The organism is Rhodococcus sp. Leaf247, assembly GCF_001426185.1.
Taxonomy (GTDB): Bacteria; Actinomycetota; Actinomycetes; order Mycobacteriales; family Mycobacteriaceae; genus Rhodococcoides.
The window spans coordinates 335,854-354,049 of record NZ_LMRP01000003.1; the positions used below are offsets into that span (position 1 = coordinate 335,854).

Consider the following 18,196-nt stretch of genomic DNA (forward strand, 5'->3'; position numbering starts at 1 on the left):
GCACGGTGTCACACCCGGCGACTACCGTGGGGGTGTGTCCGACCCTGCTACCTACCGCCCGGCCACCGGAACCATTCCGGTCGAGCCAGGTGTCTACAAATTCCGCGACCCACACGGTCGAGTGATCTACGTCGGCAAGGCCAAGAGCCTGCGCAGCCGCCTCAACTCCTACTTCGCGGACATCGCCGGTCTGCACCCCCGTACGCGGCAGATGGTCACGACCGCGGCCAGCGTCGAGTGGACGGTGGTCACCACCGAGGTGGAGGCGCTGCAGCTCGAGTACAACTGGATCAAGGAGTTCGATCCTCGCTTCAACGTCCGCTACCGGGACGACAAGAGTTACCCGATGCTCGCCGTCACTCTGAACGAGGAGTACCCGCGGCTCTTCGTCTATCGCGGGCCGCGTCGCAAGGGTGTCCGGTATTTCGGCCCGTACGCCCACGCGTGGGCCATCCGCGAGACGCTGGACCTGCTCCTGAGAGTCTTTCCCGCGCGCACGTGCTCGGCCGGAGTGTTCAAGCGGCACAACCAGATCGGTCGTCCCTGCCTGCTCGGATACATCGACAAGTGTTCCGCACCGTGCATGGGCCGTGTGTCCGCCGCCGAACATCGCGCCACCGTCGAGAACTTCTGCGACTTCCTCTCGGGCAAGACGGACAAGCTGGTGCGCGAGCTCGAGGGCAAGATGCAGACCGCGTCGGAAAACCTCGACTTCGAGGCCGCCGCACGCTTGCGCGACGACGTGGGGGCGCTGCGCCGCGCCTTGGAGAAGCAGGCCGTCGTTCTGGGAGACGGCACCGACGCGGATCTCGTGGCGTTCGCGAGCGACGAGCTCGAGGCGGCCGTCCAGGTGTTCCACGTGCGCGGCGGCCGAGTGCGCGGTCAGCGTGGATGGGTGGTCGAGAAGGCCGGTGACGTCATCGACGCCGCCGCGCCTGCCGCAGACGAAGTGGACGACGAGGCCGACGCGACGACGGACGAGGCGACCGCATCGGACCTTCCGGCTCTCGTGGAGCAGTTCCTGACCCAGTTCTACGGCGAGCAGGCATCGCTGTCGGCGTCGACGGAGGACGGAGCGACCAACGCGGTGCCGCGTGAGGTGCTGGTTCCGGTGCTGCCGCCGAACGCCGACGAGGTGCAGGCGTGGCTGTCCTCCTTGCGCGGCAGTGCCGTGCAGCTGCGCGTTCCGCGTCGTGGAGACAAGCGGGCGCTCGCGGAGACCGTGCACCGCAATGCGATCGAGGCCCTGCAGCAACACAAGATGAAGCGCGCGGGTGACTTCACGTCTCGATCGGCCGCACTGCAAGGCATCCAGGAAGCTCTCGACCTCGACAGTGCGCCTCTCCGCATCGAGTGCATCGACATCTCGCACGTGCAGGGCACCGACGTCGTCGCGTCCCTCGTGGTCTTCGAGGACGGTCTCCCGCGCAAGAGCGACTACCGGCACTACTCCATCAAGGAAGCTGCCGGGGACGGCCATTCCGACGACGTCGCCAGCATCGCGGAGGTGACGCGCCGCCGCTTCCTGCGGCACGGCAAGGACTCCGGCGGTGACCTCGCTCCCGAGGCGTCGCTCGACCCGCAGACCGGGCGTCCCCGTCGGTTCGCGTATCCGCCCAACCTGTTCGTCGTCGACGGCGGCGCTCCTCAGGTCGCGGCGGCCGCCGAGGTGCTGGGCGAACTCGGTGTGACGGACGTCGCGGTCGTCGGTCTCGCGAAGCGCCTCGAAGAGGTGTGGGTACCGGGCGAAGCTGATCCGGTCATCCTTCCCAGGACCAGCGAGTCACTGTTCCTGCTGCAGCGCGTCCGGGACGAGGCCCACCGGTTCGCCATCACGTTCCATCGCAGCAAGCGCTCGAAGCGCATGACGGCGTCGGCTCTGGATTCGGTCCGAGGACTCGGCGAGGCCCGCCGCACGGCTCTGGTCACGCACTTCGGTTCGGTGGCCAAGCTGAAGCAGGCGAAGGTCTCGGAGATCGTCGAGGTGCCGGGCATCGGGGAGACCACCGCCCGCGCCGTGCTGGAGGCGCTCGGGGTGCCCGCGGAGACTCCCGATGTCGGTTCTGTCGGAAACGAGAACGGAGCGGATGCGGTCGCAGTAGGCAATGATGAAGCGACCGACGAGGCCGGCGGGACGGCGTACCGCGACACGGTGACGGCAACGCAGCGAGGAACAGGACACCCGGGCGAGTGAACATGCAGCGAGAGCAGGTGGGGTTCACCGCCGAACCGGAGTCGCTCGCCGACATCGACGTGGCCCTGGTGACAGGGCTGTCCGGCGCGGGACTGGGAACGGCGGCCAAGGTCCTCGAGGACCTGGGGTGGTACGTGGCGGACAACATGCCGCCCGAACTCATCACACGGATGATCGAGATCGGTCGCACGTCGACACCGGGCATCGAGCGCCTCGCCCTGGTCGTCGACGTCCGCAGCCGCCTGTTCAACGGTGATGTCGCCACCCTGCTGTCGGATCTGACGGCGGTGGGTGTGCGCCCGCGCGTGCTGTTCCTCGACGCGTCCGACGGTGTGCTGATCCGACGGTTCGAATCCGTGCGTCGCAGCCACCCGCTGCAGAACTACGGCTTCGACGGCACCCTCACCGAAGGCATCGCGGACGAGCGCGAGCGTTTGGCGTCGGTCAAGGAAGCGGCCGACATCGTCATCGACACGACGTCCCTGTCGGTGCACGGTCTCCGGGACCGCATCGCAGCAGGCTTCGGCACCGACATGGCGAACACCATCGCCGTCACGGTCGAGTCCTTCGGTTTCAAGTACGGCGTTCCGTTGGACGCGGACGTGTTGTGCGACATGAGGTTTCTGCCCAACCCCCACTGGATTCCCGAGTTGAGGGCGCTCACCGGGAAGGACGAGGGAGTGCGCGACTACGTCCTCGGACAACCGGGCGCCGAGGAGTACCTCGACCTGTACCACCGATTGGTCGGCATGACGCTCGCCGGCTACCGGCGGGAGGGCAAGAGATACATGACCATCGCCATCGGGTGCACCGGCGGCAAACATCGCAGTGTCGCGATGGCCGAGGCGTTCGCGGACCGCCTGCGCGACGACGCGGACACCAGCGTGCGCGTCGTCCATCGCGACCTGGGCCGCGAGTGAGTGCGGCCGGACCACGCGACGAGAACTCCCCGAGCATCGTCGCGTTGGGAGGTGGGCACGGGCTGTACGCCACGTTGTCCGCCGTGAGAACTCTGTCGAGGAACGTCACCGCTGTCGTGACCGTCGCCGACGACGGCGGGTCGTCCGGGCGCCTACGGGCCGAGCTCGGAATGATCCCGCCCGGTGACCTCCGGATGGCGCTCGCTGCGCTGGCCGCGTCGGATCCCCGCAGCGCGCTGTGGGCCGACGTCCTCCAGCACCGGTTCGGCGGAAGCGGCGCACTCGCAGGACACTCCGTGGGCAATCTTCTTCTCGCCGGATTGACGGAGGTCGTCAAGGACCCCGTGGTCGCACTCGACGAGGTCGCCCACCTCCTCGACGTCGACGGACGTGTCCTGCCGATGTCGCCCATCGCCTTGGACATCGAGGCCGATGTCTCCGGGCTCGAGTCGGATCCGCGAGTGAGCCGGGTCATCCGAGGTCAGGTAGCGGTGGCCACCACGCCCGGCAAGGTCCGACGAGTGCGTCTGCTGCCCGTCGATCCACCGGCGACCGAACAGTCGGTGCGCGCGATCGAACGCGCCGACCTCGTCGTTCTCGGACCGGGATCGTGGTTCTCCAGTGTTCTGCCCCACGTTCTCGTTCCCGACCTGGCGGCGGCTCTGCGCAGAACAGACTCCCGCAAGGTGCTGGTACTGAACCTCGGACCGGAGCCGGGGGAGACCACAGGATTCTCGGCGGAGCGCCATCTCCACGTACTGTCCCAACACGCACCGGGTTTTCGGGTGCATCACGTGGTGGTCGACTCGGCGTCGGTACCGCCGGGTTCCGAGCGCGAACATCTGGCACGGGCCGCCGCAGTCTTCGGTGCGGACGTGATCTACGCCGATGTCGCGGGGGCGACACCACACGCACACGACGTCGCCAAGCTCGCGGCCGTGTTCGGCGCCGTTCTGGGCGCGGGTAGACCCGCGTCCGCGGTCGACGACACGCGCCCTAACGACGGCGACACCAGCAGTGACAGCAGGAAGGAACCGACATCGTGGCCATGACAGCCGATGTCAAGGACGAACTCAGCAGGCTCACGATCACGCAGGTCAGCTGCCGCAAGGCAGAGGTCGCCGCGTTGCTGCGCTTCGCCGGAGGCCTGCACATCGTGGCCGGGCGCGTCGTGGTGGAGGCGGAGGTCGACCAGCTGTCCATCGCCCGACGCCTCAAGCGCGAGGTCTTCGAGTTGTTCGGGTACAGCGCCGACGTGCACTCCATCGGCGCGGGCGGACTGCGGAAATCGACGCGCTACATCGTGCGCGTCGCCAAGGACGGTGAGGCGCTCGCGCGTCAGACGGGTCTGCTGGACATGCGCGGCCGTCCCGTTCGCGGGCTCCCGGCGCAGGTGGTCGGCGGCACGGTCGCCGACGCGGAAGCCGCCTGGCGAGGCGCCTTCCTGGCACACGGCTCGCTGACCGAACCCGGGCGCTCCTCGGCTCTCGAGGTCAGTTGCCCCGGACCGGAGGCAGCGCTGGCTCTCGTCGGTGCCGCTCGTCGGCTGGGTGTCGCCGCCAAGGCGCGCGAGGTCCGCGGCGCCGACCGCGTCGTCGTTCGCGACGGTGAGGCCATCGGCGTGCTGCTCACCCACATGGGCGCCCAGGACACTCGCCTGACCTGGGAGGAGCGACGCATGCGCCGCGAGGTGCGGGCGACGGCCAACAGGCTCGCCAACTTCGACGATGCCAATCTGCGCCGGTCCGCGCGGGCCGCCGTCGCCGCCGCCGCGCGCGTGGAACGGGCGTTGGCCATCCTCGGGGAAGACGTCCCCGACCATCTCGCCGCGGCCGGTCATCTGCGCGTCGAGCATCGGCAGGCGTCGCTCGAGGAACTGGGTCAGCTGGCCGACCCGCCGATGACCAAGGACGCCGTCGCCGGTCGGATCCGCCGGTTGTTGTCGATGGCGGATCGCAAGGCGAAGGACACGGGCATCCCGGACACCGAGTCCGCCGTGACCGCGGACCTGCTCGACGACGCCTGAGCGGGACGAGGCGGCTGACCGAGAGATGCACCACCCCGAACCATTAGGGTGGACACGTCACAGATCGAGCGCACCGCCCCCGGGCCGGCACGCTCGCGTGACGCAGACGTCCGCACCACCACGTGCGGGAGACGAAACGGTGCACGACCCGTGCACCGACGCGGAACACCAGTTTCAACACTAAGGAGCGAACAGTGACGGTTCGGGTTGGCGTGAACGGCTTCGGTCGTATCGGTCGTAACTTCTTCCGGGCGGTCGATGCGCAGAAGGCGCTCGGCACCACGGACATCGAGATCGTTGCGGTGAACGATCTCACCGACAACGCAACGCTCGCTCATCTGCTCAAGTACGACTCCATCCTCGGCCGCCTGCCGTACGACGTCTCGCTGGAGGGCGAGGACACCATCGTCGTCGGCGATCAGAAGATCAAGGCGCTCTCGCTCCGTGAGGGCCCGTCGGCTCTTCCGTGGGGCGATCTGGGTGTCGACGTCGTGGTCGAGTCCACCGGCATCTTCACCGACGCATCGAAGGCTCAGGGCCACATCGACGCCGGTGCCAAGAAGGTCATCATCTCCGCGCCCGCCAAGGGCGAGGACATCACCATCGTCATGGGCGTCAACGACGACAAGTACGACGGCAGCCAGAACATCATCTCCAACGCCTCGTGCACCACGAACTGCCTCGGCCCCATCGCCAAGGTGCTCGACGACGAGTTCGGCATCGTCAAGGGCCTGATGACCACGATCCACGCGTACACCCAGGACCAGAACCTGCAGGACGGCCCGCACAGCGACCTGCGTCGCGCCCGCGCCGCAGCCCTGAACGTCGTCCCCACCGGAACGGGCGCCGCCAAGGCCATCGGCCTGGTTCTCCCGCAGCTGCTCGGCAAGCTGGACGGCTACGCGCTGCGCGTGCCCATCCCCACCGGCTCGGTCACCGACCTGACTGCGAACCTGAAGAAGTCCGCCACCGTCGAAGAGATCAACGCCGCGATGAAGGCTGCTGCCGAGGGTCCGCTGAAGGGCATCCTGAAGTACACCTCGGACCCGATCGTGTCCTCCGACATCGTCACGGACCCGCACTCGTCCATCTTCGACTCGGGCCTGACCAAGGTCATCGACGACCAGGTCAAGATCGTCTCCTGGTACGACAACGAGTGGGGCTACTCCAACCGTCTCGTCGACCTCATCGGACTCGTCGGAAAGTCGCTCTGACCCGATGGCTGTCAAGACACTGCAGGACCTGATCGACGAGGGCGTCGACGGACGTGGCGTCCTCGTGCGGGCAGACTTCAACGTTCCGCTCGAGAACGGGCAGATCACCGACGCGGGTCGCATCGAGGCGTCGCTCCCGACGCTGCAGACGCTTCTCGAAGCCGGTGCCAAGCTCATAGTCACCGCCCACCTCGGTCGGCCCGACGGCACTCCGGACGCCAAGTTCTCGTTGGCACCGGTGGCCGCCAAGCTGGGTGAACTGCTGGGACGCCACGTCCAGCTCGCCGGTGACGTCGTCGGCCAGGACGCCGAGGCTCGCGCCGAGGGTCTGACCGACGGTGACGTTCTCCTCCTCGAGAACATCCGCTTCGATCCTCGTGAGACCAGCAAGGACGATGCCGAGCGGCTGGCGTTGGCGAAGGAACTGGCCACGCTGGCCGGCGACGGCGCCGCGTTCGTCTCCGACGGTTTCGGTGTCGTGCATCGCAAGCAGGCGTCGGTGTACGACGTGGCGACACTCCTCCCGCACTACGCGGGAAACCTGGTCGCCACCGAGGTCGACGTGCTCACCAAGCTGACCGAGACCCCCGAGCGGCCGTACGCGGTCGTGCTCGGCGGCTCCAAGGTGTCCGACAAGATCGGTGTCATCGAGGCACTCGCTCCCAAGGTCGACACCCTGGTCATCGGCGGCGGCATGGCCTTCACGTTCCTTGCGGCACAGGGGTATTCGGTCGGAACCTCCCTGCTGCAGGAAGATCGCATCGAGACGTGCAAGGACCTGCTCGAGCGTTTCGGTGACGTCATCCACCTCCCGACGGACTTCGTCGTCGCCGACAGCTTCTCCGCCGACGCGGAGTCGAAGACGGTGAAGGCGTCGGAGATCCCCGACGGCTGGATGGGTCTGGACGTGGGACCCGACTCGGTGGATCGGTTCGAAGCGGTGCTCAGCAACGCCAAGACCATCTTCTGGAACGGTCCCGCCGGAGTCTTCGAGTTCGAGAAGTTCTCGAAGGGCACCGAAGGTATCGCCCGGGCGATCATCGCGGCGACCACGAAGGGCGCGTTCAGTGTCGTCGGTGGTGGCGACTCCGCCGCGGCCGTGCGCACTCTGGGTCTCCCGGATGCCGGCTTCTCCCACATCTCCACCGGTGGCGGTGCCTCCCTCGAGTACCTCGAGGGCAAGCAGCTCCCCGGCCTGTCGATCCTGGAGGGCTGACACATGGCACGGACCCCGTTCATCGCCGGCAACTGGAAGATGAATCTCAACCATCTCGAAGCCATCGCGCTGGTGCAGAAGATCGCGTTCTCACTGCCCGCGAAGTACTTCGAGAAGGTCGACGTCGCGGTCATCCCGCCGTTCACGGACATCCGCAGCGTCCAGACGCTGATCGAGGGCGACAAGCTGCTGCTCACCTTCGGTGCGCAGGACCTGTCGCCGCAGGACTCCGGCGCGTACACCGGTGACATCAGCGGCGCGTTCCTGGCGAAGCTGGGATGCACCTACGTCGTGGTCGGTCACTCCGAGCGTCGCGCCGGACACGGCGAGGACAACGAGACGGTGCTGGCCAAGACCAAGGCTGCGCTCAAGCACGGACTGATCCCGATCGTGTGCATCGGCGAGGGCCTCGAGGTCCGCGAGGCGGGCGAGCATGTGGCCTTCAACGTCGAGCAGCTCCGCGGTTCGCTCGCGGGACTCGGGGCGGACGAGATCGCCAAGATCGTCGTCGCCTACGAACCCGTGTGGGCCATCGGGACCGGCCGTGTGGCCAGTGCTGCGGACGCCCAGGAAGTCTGTGGGGCCATCCGAGAAGAGCTGGTCTCCCTGGCCGACGTGGACACCGCCGCGAAGGTTCGCGTGCTGTACGGAGGTTCGGTCAGCTCCAAGAACGTCGGCGAGATCGTCGGCCAGACCGATGTCGACGGGGCACTCGTCGGCGGAGCGTCGCTCAAGGCGGACGAATTCGCCACCTTGTGCGCCATCGCTGCCGGGGGACCGCTTCCCTGACACACCGCGCATCACCGATCGAAGGGCACGTCGCGCACGCGACGTGCCCTTCGTCGTCCCGCCCGCTCCGACCTGTAGGATTGCCGATCATGCGCACGTTCCTGGACATCCTGCTGGTGATCACCAGCATCGGCCTGCTCGTCTTCATCCTGCTGCACCGCGGCAAGGGTGGCGGCCTGTCCAGCCTCTTCGGTGGCGGCGTCCAGTCGTCGTTGTCCGGATCGAGCGTCGTGGAGAAGAACCTCGACCGCGTCACCGTGTTCACCGGCGTCGTGTGGCTCATCTGCATCCTCGGCATCGGCCTGGAGATCAAGTTCGCCTGACACGCCGGGCCTGACATCCCTGCGCTGCGCCGGACAGCGAGGCCGACAATACTGTTCCCATGACAGTCGTCGATCCAGGTCTGCCCGCCACCGAACCTCTGCGAGAGGACATTCGGCTCCTCGGAGGGATCCTCGGTTCCGTCATCCGGGACCACGAGGGTGAGTCGACGTTCGACCTCGTGGAGAAGGCCCGCGTCGAGTCCTTCCGCGTCCGGCGGTCGGAGATCGACCGCGGTGTGTTGACCGACCTCTTCGACGGCATCGACATCGCGTCGGCCATTCCGGTGATCCGCGCGTTCAGTCATTTCTCCCTGCTCGCGAACCTGGCGGAGGACATCCACCGGGAACGCCGGCGGGCCGTGCACGTCCGCGCGGGGGAGCCTCCCCAGGACAGCAGCCTGGCCTCCACCTACGCCAAACTCGATGCGGCGAACCTCGACGCCGAGACCGTGCAGAACCTGCTGCGCGACGCGCTGGTGTCGCCGGTCATCACCGCGCACCCGACCGAGACCCGTCGCCGCACGGTCTCCGAGATCCAGAGCCGCATCACCGATCTGATGCGATTCCGTGAGCGCACGGAACTGGACGACGTCGAGGTTGCCGACACCGAGGCGAAGATCGAGCGGCAGATCCTCGCACTGTGGCAGACCGCATTGATCCGCTTGTCGCGGCTCCGTATCCAGGACGAGATCGAGGTCGGCCTGCGCTACTACGACATGTCGCTGTTCGACGTCATACCCCGTATCAACACCGAACTGCGTGCGGCGCTGCGCAGCCGGTGGCCCGATGCGGATCTGCTGGCGCAGCCGATGCTGCGTCCGGGGTCGTGGATCGGCGGCGACCGCGACGGCAACCCCTTCGTCACCGGGGAGATCGTGCACCGGGCGACCAACCGTGCGGCGCAGGTCGCCTTCACCCGGTACCTCGCCGATCTCGTCGGCCTGGAGCACGAGCTCTCGATGTCGGCGCGACTGATCGATGTGGACGCGGACCTGCAGGCTCTGGCCGACGCGTCGAAGGACGACTCGGCGTTCCGGTCCGACGAGCCGTTCCGACGCGCGGTGCGCGGCATCCGCGGCCGTCTGACGGCGACGGCGCACCGGATGCTGGACGTGGTGCCCGACAACACCCTCGACACTCCCGAGCTGGAGCCGTACTCGTCGCCGCAGGAGATGCTCGACGACCTCGACCTGCTGGATCGCTCGTTGCGTCGTACAGCCAACGGTGTCATCGCGGACGACCGGCTCGCGACGCTGCGCCAGGCGTTGGAGACGTTCGGGTTCCACCTGTCCGGCCTCGACATGCGTCAGAACTCCGACATCCACGAAGAGGTCGTCGGCGAACTCCTGGCGTGGGCGGGTGTGCATTCCGACTACTCGTCGCTCTCCGAGGACGAGCGCGTGGCGATCCTGTCCGCGGAGCTCGAGACTCGGCGCCCGCTGATCGGGCCTCGCGCGGAGTTCAGCGAGCAGACGACGAAGGAACTGGCGATCGTCGCCTCGGCGGCCGACGCCGTGCGCACGTTCGGCGGTGGGGCCGTGCCGAACTACATCATCAGCATGTGCACGTCCGTGAGCGACATGCTCGAGGCCGCGGTGCTGCTGAAGGAGGCCGGCATCCTCGATCCCGGCGACTCGGAGACCGGTCCGTCGTCCCCGGTGGGGGTGGTGCCGCTGTTCGAGACCATCGACGACCTCCAGCAGGGCGCGGCGACGCTCACCGCGACCTTGGCCGTTCCGGTGTACCGCGCTCTGGTGACGTCGCGGGGCGAGAACCAGGAGGTGATGCTGGGGTACTCGGATTCGAACAAGGACGGCGGGTACCTCGCGGCCAACTGGGCTCTCTACCGTGCCGAGCTCGACCTCGTCGAGGCCGCTCGGGACGCCGGGATCCGGTTGCGCCTCTTCCACGGGCGCGGTGGCACCGTCGGTCGCGGCGGCGGCCCGAGTTACGACGCGATCCTCGCTCAGCCCACCGGTGCTGTCACCGGGTCGCTGCGCATCACCGAGCAGGGTGAGGTCATCGCCGCGAAGTACGCGGAGCCGCGCCTCGCACGTCGCAACCTGGAGACTCTGCTCGCGGCGACGATCGAGAGCACACTCCTCGACGTCGAGGGACTGGGCGACGACGCCGAACCGGCCTACGCACTTCTCGACGATCTGGCAGCGCGCGCGCAAGCCGCATACGGCGCGCTGGTGCACGAGACTCCGGGCTTCGTCGAGTACTTCCGGATGTCGACGCCCGTCGCCGAGATCGGTGAGCTCAACATCGGCAGCCGGCCCGCCTCGCGGAAGCCGACCAACTCCGTCTACGACCTGCGGGCCATTCCCTGGGTCATGTCGTGGAGCCAGTCGCGCGTGATGCTTCCGGGTTGGTACGGAGTCGGTACGGCCTTCGAGGACTGGGTGGGCGGCGACGACGACCGGTTGGCGACGCTGACCGATCTGTACCGGCGCTGGCCGTTCTTCCGGACCGTGATGTCCAACATGGCGCAGGTGATGGCGAAGTCCGATCTCGGTCTCGCCGCGCGCTACTCGGAACTGGTTCCGGACGAGAAGCTCCGCAAGACCGTGTTCGACATGATCTCGACCGAGCACGCGAAGACGGTGTCGATGTACCTGAAGATCACCGGTCACGACGGTCTGCTGGACGACAACCCGGCTCTCGCCCGGTCGGTGTTCAACCGCTTCCCGTATCTCGAGCCGCTGAATCACCTGCAGGTCGAACTGCTGAAGCAATTGCGTGCCGGCGACGACCGCGAACAGGTGAAGCGCGGAATCCTGCTGACGATGAACGGTCTCGCGACGGCCCTGCGGAACAGCGGCTAGAGGGAACCGTCGGGGCTCTCCCGGCGTCGAACAGAGCAGGACCACATTCGACGCCGGGAGGGCACCTCGACATGAAGCAGTTCAGCGACAACCGTTGCGACGCACCAGCATCCGCGTGGCGGCGCGGAATTCCCCGTCGTCGCCACGCGCCGGTTCCCACGCAGGTACGCCAGGACGGCCCGGCCGACGAGCGCCCGGGTCGATCGCCGGCATGACGGTCACAGACGCGAGGCGGACCCCTCGTCGAGGAACCAGACGGTGGACTCGGTGCCGTGGGCACCGGCAGCCGGGTGCTCGATCGGATCCGCGCCGCCGACACATGCCGCGACCGCGTCGGCCTTCCCCTCACCCGACACCAGGAACCACACGTGCCGGGAACGGTTCACCGCCGGAAGGGTGAGGGTGATGCGGACCGGCGGCGGCTTGGGGGAGTCGGTGACGGCGAGGACGAGGCTGCTGTCCTCGCGCACCGCATCGCTGTGGGGGAACAGCGAGTTGATGTGGGAGTCCGGGCCCATGCCCAGGAGGTGCACGTCGAACACCGGGCCGTCGGTGCCGCCGAATGCGGCGACGGCCTGAAGGTAGGCCACGGCGGCCGCGTCGACGTCGTCACCCAGCGGGGAGTCCGACGGCGCCATGACGTGCACGCGTGCCTCGTCGACGCCGACGTGATCGAGCAACGCGTCCTTCGCCTGGACGTAGTTCCTCTCCGAGTCGCCCTCGGGAAGAAAGCGTTCGTCGCCGAAGAAGACGTCGACCGCCGACCAGTCGATGTCACCGCCGAGATCTTTGACGGCCTTCAGCGTGGCGACGCCGGTACCGCCACCGGTCAGCACCACGAACGCACTGCCGCGAGTCTTCTGTGCGTCGACGACGACGGCCACGAATCGTTCGGCCGCGGCGCGTGCGAGTGCCGCGGTGTCCGGGGAGCGGTGTATCTCACTCATAGGTCACCTTCGCGAGGCCGGCGAGTGCCTCTTCGTAGATCTCGTCACGGTCGAGGCGCCGTAGCTCTTCCGCCAGGCAATCACGCGTCTCCCGTCGTGCGAGAGACACCAGAGTGTCGGGTTGTCCCGTCCTGATCAGCGTCGCCGTGGTTCCGGTCTGCGGACGGCTGATGGAGACGGTGCTGTCCGCCAGCACCATCTCGACGCGCAGATCACCGACGTTGCGGTGCACGGGAACGCCCAGACGGCCGGCGAGCCATCCGGCGAGGATGTCGAGCGCCGGCTCGTCCCGCAGTCCCGAGACCGTGACCGAGCGCACGGCCTCGGCCTGCTGGTCGAGCGCGGTGGTGAGCAACGCTCGCCAGTACGTGATGCGCGACCACGCCAGGTCGGAGTCGCCCTCGGAGTAGGACTCGAGCCGCGACGCGATCGCGGCCCGCGGATCGGGGGCCATGGTGGCGTCGGTGATCCGTCGGATGGCAAGGCGTCCCACCGGGTCCTTGGCGGGCACGTCGGGCGCCCCACCGGGCCACCACGCGACGACGGGTGTGTCCGGCAGCAGGAAGGGGAGCACCACGCTCTGCTCGTGCTCGGACAGCTCGCCGCGCAGACGCAGCACGACCACCTCGGAGGCACCCGCGTCACCTCCGACGCGGATCTGCGCGTCGAGACCGTCCTCGTCACTGCGCTCGCCGCGCGCCAACACGATCACGCGGCACGGATGCTCGCGGCTGGCTTCGTTGGCTGCTTCGATCGCCGCTTCGAACTTGGACGGGTCACGGATGACGACCACGAGAGTGAGGACGCGTCCGAGCGTGACGGCGCCTCCCGACTCGCGGAGTTCGACGAGTTTCTTCGAGACGGCGCGGGTACTGGTGGCCGGAAGGTCGACGATCACGGTCTTCTCCATTCACGTCCGGTGCGCTGCATCATCTCGTTCGCGGAGTCCGGACCCCACGTCCCGGCCTCGTAGGGGTCGGCGGTGCCGCCCGACGCCCAGTACTCGAGGATCGGGTCGAGGATCTTCCAGGACAGCTCGACCTCGGCATTGACCGGGAAGAGCGACGGTTCACCGAGCAGGACGTCGAGAATGAGACGCTCGTACGCCTCGGGGGAGGATTCGGTGAATGCCTGCCCGTAGCTGAAGTCCATGCTGACGTCGCGCACCTGCATGCTCGAACCCGGCACCTTCGACCCGAAGCGAAGCGTCACGCCCTCGTCCGGCTGCACCCTGATCACCAGGGCGTTCTGACCCAACTCCTCGGTCATGGTCGCGTCGAACGGTAGATGGGGAGCACGCTTGAAGATCATCGCGATCTCGGTGACCCGTCGTCCCAGCGATTTGCCGGTGCGCAGGTAGAACGGGACTCCGCCCCACCGTCGGGTGTCGACCTCGAGCGTGATGGCCGCGTACGTCTCGGTCGTGGACTCGGCGTCGAAGCCTTCTTCTTCCTTGAGTCCCTTGACCTTCTGACTGCCCTGCCATCCGCTGGTGTACTGGCCGCGTGCCGCGGTCTCCGCGAACGGTTCCGCCAACCGCGTCGCCGACAACACCTTGATCTTCTCGGACTGCAGTTCGCTGGGGCTGAAGCTGACAGGCTCCTCCATCGCGGTGATGGCGAGCAACTGCAGCAGGTGATTCTGAATGACGTCGCGGGCAGCGCCGATGCCGTCGTAGTACCCGGCTCGGCCGCCGAGACCGATGTCCTCGGCCATCGTGATCTGCACGTGGTCCACGTAGTGGGCGTTCCAGATCGGGTCGAACAACTGGTTCGCGAAGCGCAGCGCCAGGATGTTCTGGACCGTCTCCTTGCCCAGGTAGTGGTCGATGCGGAACACCCGGTCCTCCGGGAACACCCGGTTGACGACGGCGTTGAGTTCCTTCGCGCTCTGCAGATCGTGGCCGAAGGGCTTCTCGATGACGACGCGTCGCCACTGGTCGGGCCCACCCTCGACGACCTGACCTGTCGCCAGGCCGGACGTGGAGAGTTGCTCGAGGACGACGGGGAACGCGCTGGGCGGGATCGACAGGTAGAACGCGTGATTGCCACCCGTTCCGCGTTGGACATCGAGTTCGGCGAGCGTCGTCGCCAACCGGTCGAAGGCGTCGGCGTCGTCGAAGGTGCCCTGGACGAAGCGGATGCCCTCGGCGAGACGCTCCCAGACGCTCTCACGGAACGGCGTGCGAGCATGCTCGCGAACCGAATCGTGGACGATGGTCGAGAAGTCCTGGTCCTCCCATTCGCGTCGTGCGAAACCGACGAGGGCGAAGCCGGGGGGCAACAGCCCGCGGTTCGCCAGGTCGTACACGGCCGGCATCAGCTTCTTGCGCGCGAGATCGCCCGTCACCCCGAAGATCACCAGGCTGCAGGGCCCGGCGATCCTCGGGAGACGCTTGTCCCGGTTGTCACGAAGCGGATTGACCCAGGGGGCGTCCTCCGTCGTCGTCATGTGTCAGCTCTTGCTCTGTGCCTGATCGAGCTGCTGGCGAGTGGCCTCGTTGAGTTCGGCCCAGGCGCTCTCGAACTTCTCGACACCCTCGTTCTCGAGGACGAGGAACACGTCCGTGAGGTCGATGCCGAGGGCGCTGATCGCGTCGAACACGGCCTGCGACTCGGGACCCTTGCCCGAGATCGTGTCGCCCGTGATCTCACCGTGGTCCGCCACCGCGTCCATGGTCTTCTCCGGCATCGTGTTCACCGTGTTGGGTGCGACGAGTTCGGTGACGTACAGGGTGTCGGGGAGCGTCGGATCCTTGACGCCGGTCGAGGCCCACAGCGCGCGCTGCGGACGTGCATTGCTCTCCAGGAGGCCCTGGAACCGCGAGCCGACCTCGAAGACCTGCTGGTAGGCGACGTACGCGAGGCGCGCGTTGGCCAGTCCGGCCTTGCCCTTCAGCTCGGTGGCCTCGGGGGTGCCGATGGCATCGAGACGCTTGTCGATCTCGGTGTCGACGCGCGAGACGAAGAACGATGCCACCGAGTGGATCGAGGACAGGTCATGTCCGGCGGCCTTGGCGGACTCGAGTCCCTCGAGGTACGCGTTCATGACGGCTTCGTACCGCTCGACCGAGAAGATCAGCGTGACGTTGACGCTGATGCCTTCGCCGATGACCTTGGCGATCGCGGGAATGCCGGCTTCGGTCGCGGGAATCTTGATGAGGACGTTGGGGCGGTCGACGATCTTCCACAGCTCGATCGCCTGCGCCACGGTCTTGTCGGTCTCGTGCGCCAGGCGAGGATCGACCTCGATGGACACGCGGCCGTCGACACCGTTGGACGCCTCGTAGACGGGTGCGAAGATGTCGCACGCGTTGCGGACGTCGTCGGTGGTGACGGTGCGGATGACCGCGTCCACGTCGGCGCCGCGGGCCGCGAGCTCGTTGACCTGATCGTCGTAGGCGGTGCCCTTGCTGAGCGCAGCCTGGAAGATCGACGGGTTCGTGGTGACACCGACGACCGACTTGCCCTCGATCAGCTCGGTCAGGTTGCCGGACGAGATGCGGTCACGTGAGAGGTCGTCGAGCCACACGGACACTCCGGCGGCCGACAGATCTGCGAGATTCTTGTTCTGGGTCATGGCGGTTATCCCTTCACATTGGTGATGGAGCGCTGCGCGGCGGCGACCACGGCCTCGGCCGTGAATCCGTACTCGCGGAACAGCGTGGCTGCGTCGGCGGACTCGCCGAAGTGCTCGAGCGAGATGATCTCGCCGAAACCGCCGACGAGCTTGTACCACGGCATCGCGATGCCGGCCTCGATCGAGACGCGTGCCTTGACGGTGGGCGGCAGCACCTGGTCGCGGTAGTTCTGGTCCTGGCTCTCGAACCACTCGACACACGGCATGGAGACCACGCGTGCGGCGATGTCCTGCGCCTCGAGCAGCTTCTGGGCCTCGACGGCGTACTGCACCTCGGATCCGGTGGCGATCAGGATGACGTCGGGAGCAGCCTTCGACGACTCGACCAGGGTGTAGCCACCCTTGGACACGCCCTCGTAGCTGGTGCCTTCGAGCACGGGGATGCCCTGACGCGTCAGCGCCAGACCGACCGGGCCGCTGCTGGAGGACTTCGCCAGCACGGCGCGCCATGCGTGTGCGGTCTCGTTGGCGTCACCGGGACGGACGACGGACAGGTTCGGGATCGCCCGCAACGCAGCGAGGTGCTCGACCGGCTGGTGGGTCGGGCCGTCCTCGCCCAGACCGACGGAGTCGTGAGTCCAGACGTAGATCGGATCGATGTCCATCAGTGACGCGAGTCGGACGGCCGGGCGCATGTAGTCACTGAACTGCATGAACGTGCCGCCGTAGGCGCGGGTCGGTCCGTGCATGACGATGCCGGACAGGATCGCGCCCATGGCGTGCTCACGGATACCGAAGTGCAGGGTGCGCCCGTACGGCTCGGCGTCCCAGTCGTCGGTGGAGATCGACGTGGGGCCGAAGGACTTGGCGCCCTTCATCGTCGTGTTGTTGCTGCCGGCCAGGTCGGCGGAGCCGCCCCACAGCTCGGGCAGCACGGGCGCGACGGCACTGAGCACGTCACCGGACGCGGCACGCGTGGCGACGGCCTTGCTTCCCGGCTCCCAGGTGGGGAGGACGTCGGACCAGCCCTCGGGCAGCTCTTCCGCCGTGAGGCGGTCGAGCAGCTTCTTGCGCTCGGGCTCGCGTGCCGCCCAGGCGTCGAACTGCTCGGTCCAGGCGGCGTGCGCCGCACGGCCGCGCTCCTGCAACGAGCGGGTGTGCGCGATGACCTCGTCGGTGACCTCGAAGGTCTTGTCCGGATCGAAGCCGAGCGCCTTCTTGACCGCGGCGACCTCGTCGTCGCCGAGAGCCGCGCCGTGCACTGCGCCGGTGTTCATCATCGTCGGCGCGGGGAAGCCGATGATGGTGCGCAGCACGATGATCGACGGCTTGTCGGTGACGGCCTTCGCGGCCTCGACAGCCTCTTCGATGGCGGTGACGTTCTCGCCGCCCTCCACGACCTGAACGTGCCAGCCGTAGGCCTCGTAGCGCTTGGCCGTGTCCTCGGACAGGGCGATGTCCGTCGAGTGCTCGATGGAGATCTTGTTGTCGTCGTAGAACAGGATCAGGTTGCCCAGCTGCTGCGTACCGGCCAGTGACGACGCCTCGGAGGTGATGCCCTCCTCGATGTCGCCGTCGGAGGCGATGACGTAGATGAAGTGGTCGAACGGGCTCTCACCGAGGGCGGGCTCCGGGTCGAACAGTCCGCGTTCGCGGCGTGACGCCATCGACATGCCGACGGCGGAGGCCAGGCCCTGCCCCAACGGGCCGGTGGTGATCTCGACGCCCTTGGTGTGGCGGAACTCGGGGTGGCCCGGAGTCTTCGACTTGAACGTACGCAGCGCCTCGAGGTCGGACAGTTCGAGCCCGAAGCCGCCGAGGTACAGCTGGATGTAGAGGGTGAGGCTCGAGTGGCCGCACGAGAGCACGAACCGGTCGCGACCGATCCACGTCGTGTCGGTGGGGTCGTGGCGCATGGTGCGCTGGAAGAGCGTGTAGGCGAGAGGCGCGAGGCTCATCGCGGTACCGGGGTGGCCGTTGCCGACCTTCTGCACGGCGTCGGCCGCGAGCACTCGAACAGTGTCCACCGCCCGCGTGTCCAGATCGGTCCAGTCGCTCGGATGGTGAGCGCTGGTGAGAACGGTGATGTCGTCTGTGATCGACACGAGCGGAAATCTCCTGACACTGTCGGGGTGTGTGGCCAGTACCTGCGTGCGAACG

14 protein-coding genes are annotated in these 18,196 nt (G+C 67.5%); 9 read left to right on the forward strand and 5 right to left on the reverse strand.

Going from position 1 to position 18,196, the window contains the following annotated elements; translation table 11 throughout:
* Nucleotides 1-34: 34 nt before the first annotated feature.
* The 9 genes from uvrC (at nucleotide 35) to ppc (ending at nucleotide 11,510) form a co-directional block, all read left to right on the forward strand.
* Nucleotides 35-2,194, forward strand: coding sequence for an excinuclease ABC subunit UvrC (gene uvrC / locus ASG64_RS16905; protein ID WP_042574644.1), 2,160 nt, complete (start codon nucleotides 35-37; stop codon nucleotides 2,192-2,194).
* Between the two features lie 2 nt (nucleotides 2,195-2,196).
* A complete protein-coding gene (gene rapZ, locus ASG64_RS16910) occupies nucleotides 2,197-3,114 on the forward strand; it encodes an RNase adapter RapZ (protein WP_042574643.1) in 918 nt (305 codons plus the stop codon).
* Nucleotides 3,111-4,166, forward strand: coding sequence for a gluconeogenesis factor YvcK family protein (locus ASG64_RS16915; protein ID WP_056074749.1), 1,056 nt, complete (start codon nucleotides 3,111-3,113; stop codon nucleotides 4,164-4,166). The genes rapZ and ASG64_RS16915 overlap by 4 nt, the downstream gene beginning before the upstream one ends.
* Nucleotides 4,157-5,140 (forward strand): DNA-binding protein WhiA, encoded by a 984-nt coding sequence (gene whiA / locus ASG64_RS16920; RefSeq protein WP_042574606.1) that lies wholly within the window; start codon nucleotides 4,157-4,159, stop codon nucleotides 5,138-5,140. Before ASG64_RS16915 ends, whiA begins: the two co-directional genes overlap by 10 nt.
* Before the next feature lie 194 nt (nucleotides 5,141-5,334).
* Nucleotides 5,335-6,354 (forward strand): type I glyceraldehyde-3-phosphate dehydrogenase, encoded by a 1,020-nt coding sequence (gap, locus tag ASG64_RS16925; RefSeq protein WP_042574605.1) that lies wholly within the window; start codon nucleotides 5,335-5,337, stop codon nucleotides 6,352-6,354.
* A 4-nt stretch (nucleotides 6,355-6,358) separates the two neighbouring features.
* Nucleotides 6,359-7,570, forward strand: coding sequence for a phosphoglycerate kinase (locus tag ASG64_RS16930; RefSeq protein ID WP_056074751.1), 1,212 nt, complete (start codon nucleotides 6,359-6,361; stop codon nucleotides 7,568-7,570).
* 3 nt (nucleotides 7,571-7,573) lie between these two features.
* Nucleotides 7,574-8,359: a triose-phosphate isomerase gene (gene tpiA / locus ASG64_RS16935; protein ID WP_042574603.1), complete on the forward strand. Its 786-nt coding sequence runs from the start codon at nucleotides 7,574-7,576 to the stop codon at nucleotides 8,357-8,359.
* A gap of 89 nt (nucleotides 8,360-8,448) precedes the next feature.
* A complete protein-coding gene (gene secG / locus ASG64_RS16940; RefSeq protein ID WP_042574602.1) occupies nucleotides 8,449-8,682 on the forward strand; it encodes a preprotein translocase subunit SecG in 234 nt (77 codons plus the stop codon).
* A 59-nt stretch (nucleotides 8,683-8,741) separates the two neighbouring features.
* Nucleotides 8,742-11,510 carry a phosphoenolpyruvate carboxylase gene (gene ppc / locus ASG64_RS16945; RefSeq protein ID WP_056074752.1) on the forward strand — a complete coding sequence of 923 codons (2,769 nt, stop codon included), beginning with the start codon at nucleotides 8,742-8,744 and terminating at the stop codon, nucleotides 11,508-11,510.
* A gap of 218 nt (nucleotides 11,511-11,728) precedes the next feature.
* On the opposite strand, the gene pgl is transcribed toward ppc, so the two are convergent.
* Genes pgl through tkt form a run of 5 tightly spaced genes read right to left on the reverse strand, consistent with a single transcriptional unit; the run spans nucleotide 11,729 to nucleotide 18,141 of the window.
* The gene (pgl, locus tag ASG64_RS16950; protein ID WP_056074754.1) at nucleotides 11,729-12,457 is read right to left on the reverse strand and encodes a 6-phosphogluconolactonase; all 729 of its coding nucleotides are present in this window, start codon (nucleotides 12,455-12,457) and stop codon (nucleotides 11,729-11,731) included.
* Nucleotides 12,450-13,355: a glucose-6-phosphate dehydrogenase assembly protein OpcA gene (opcA, locus tag ASG64_RS16955; protein WP_200933490.1), complete on the reverse strand. Its 906-nt coding sequence runs from the start codon at nucleotides 13,353-13,355 to the stop codon at nucleotides 12,450-12,452. The genes pgl and opcA overlap by 8 nt, the downstream gene beginning before the upstream one ends.
* Complete coding sequence (gene zwf / locus ASG64_RS16960; protein WP_056074759.1) at nucleotides 13,352-14,908, reverse strand: glucose-6-phosphate dehydrogenase; 1,557 nt, start codon at nucleotides 14,906-14,908, stop codon at nucleotides 13,352-13,354. Before zwf ends, opcA begins: the two co-directional genes overlap by 4 nt.
* A 3-nt stretch (nucleotides 14,909-14,911) precedes the next feature.
* Nucleotides 14,912-16,036, reverse strand: coding sequence for a transaldolase (tal, locus tag ASG64_RS16965; RefSeq protein WP_042574597.1), 1,125 nt, complete (start codon nucleotides 16,034-16,036; stop codon nucleotides 14,912-14,914).
* Nucleotides 16,037-16,041: 5 nt separating this feature from the next.
* Nucleotides 16,042-18,141: a transketolase gene (gene tkt, locus ASG64_RS16970; protein ID WP_042574596.1), complete on the reverse strand. Its 2,100-nt coding sequence runs from the start codon at nucleotides 18,139-18,141 to the stop codon at nucleotides 16,042-16,044.
* Nucleotides 18,142-18,196: the final 55 nt, after the last annotated feature.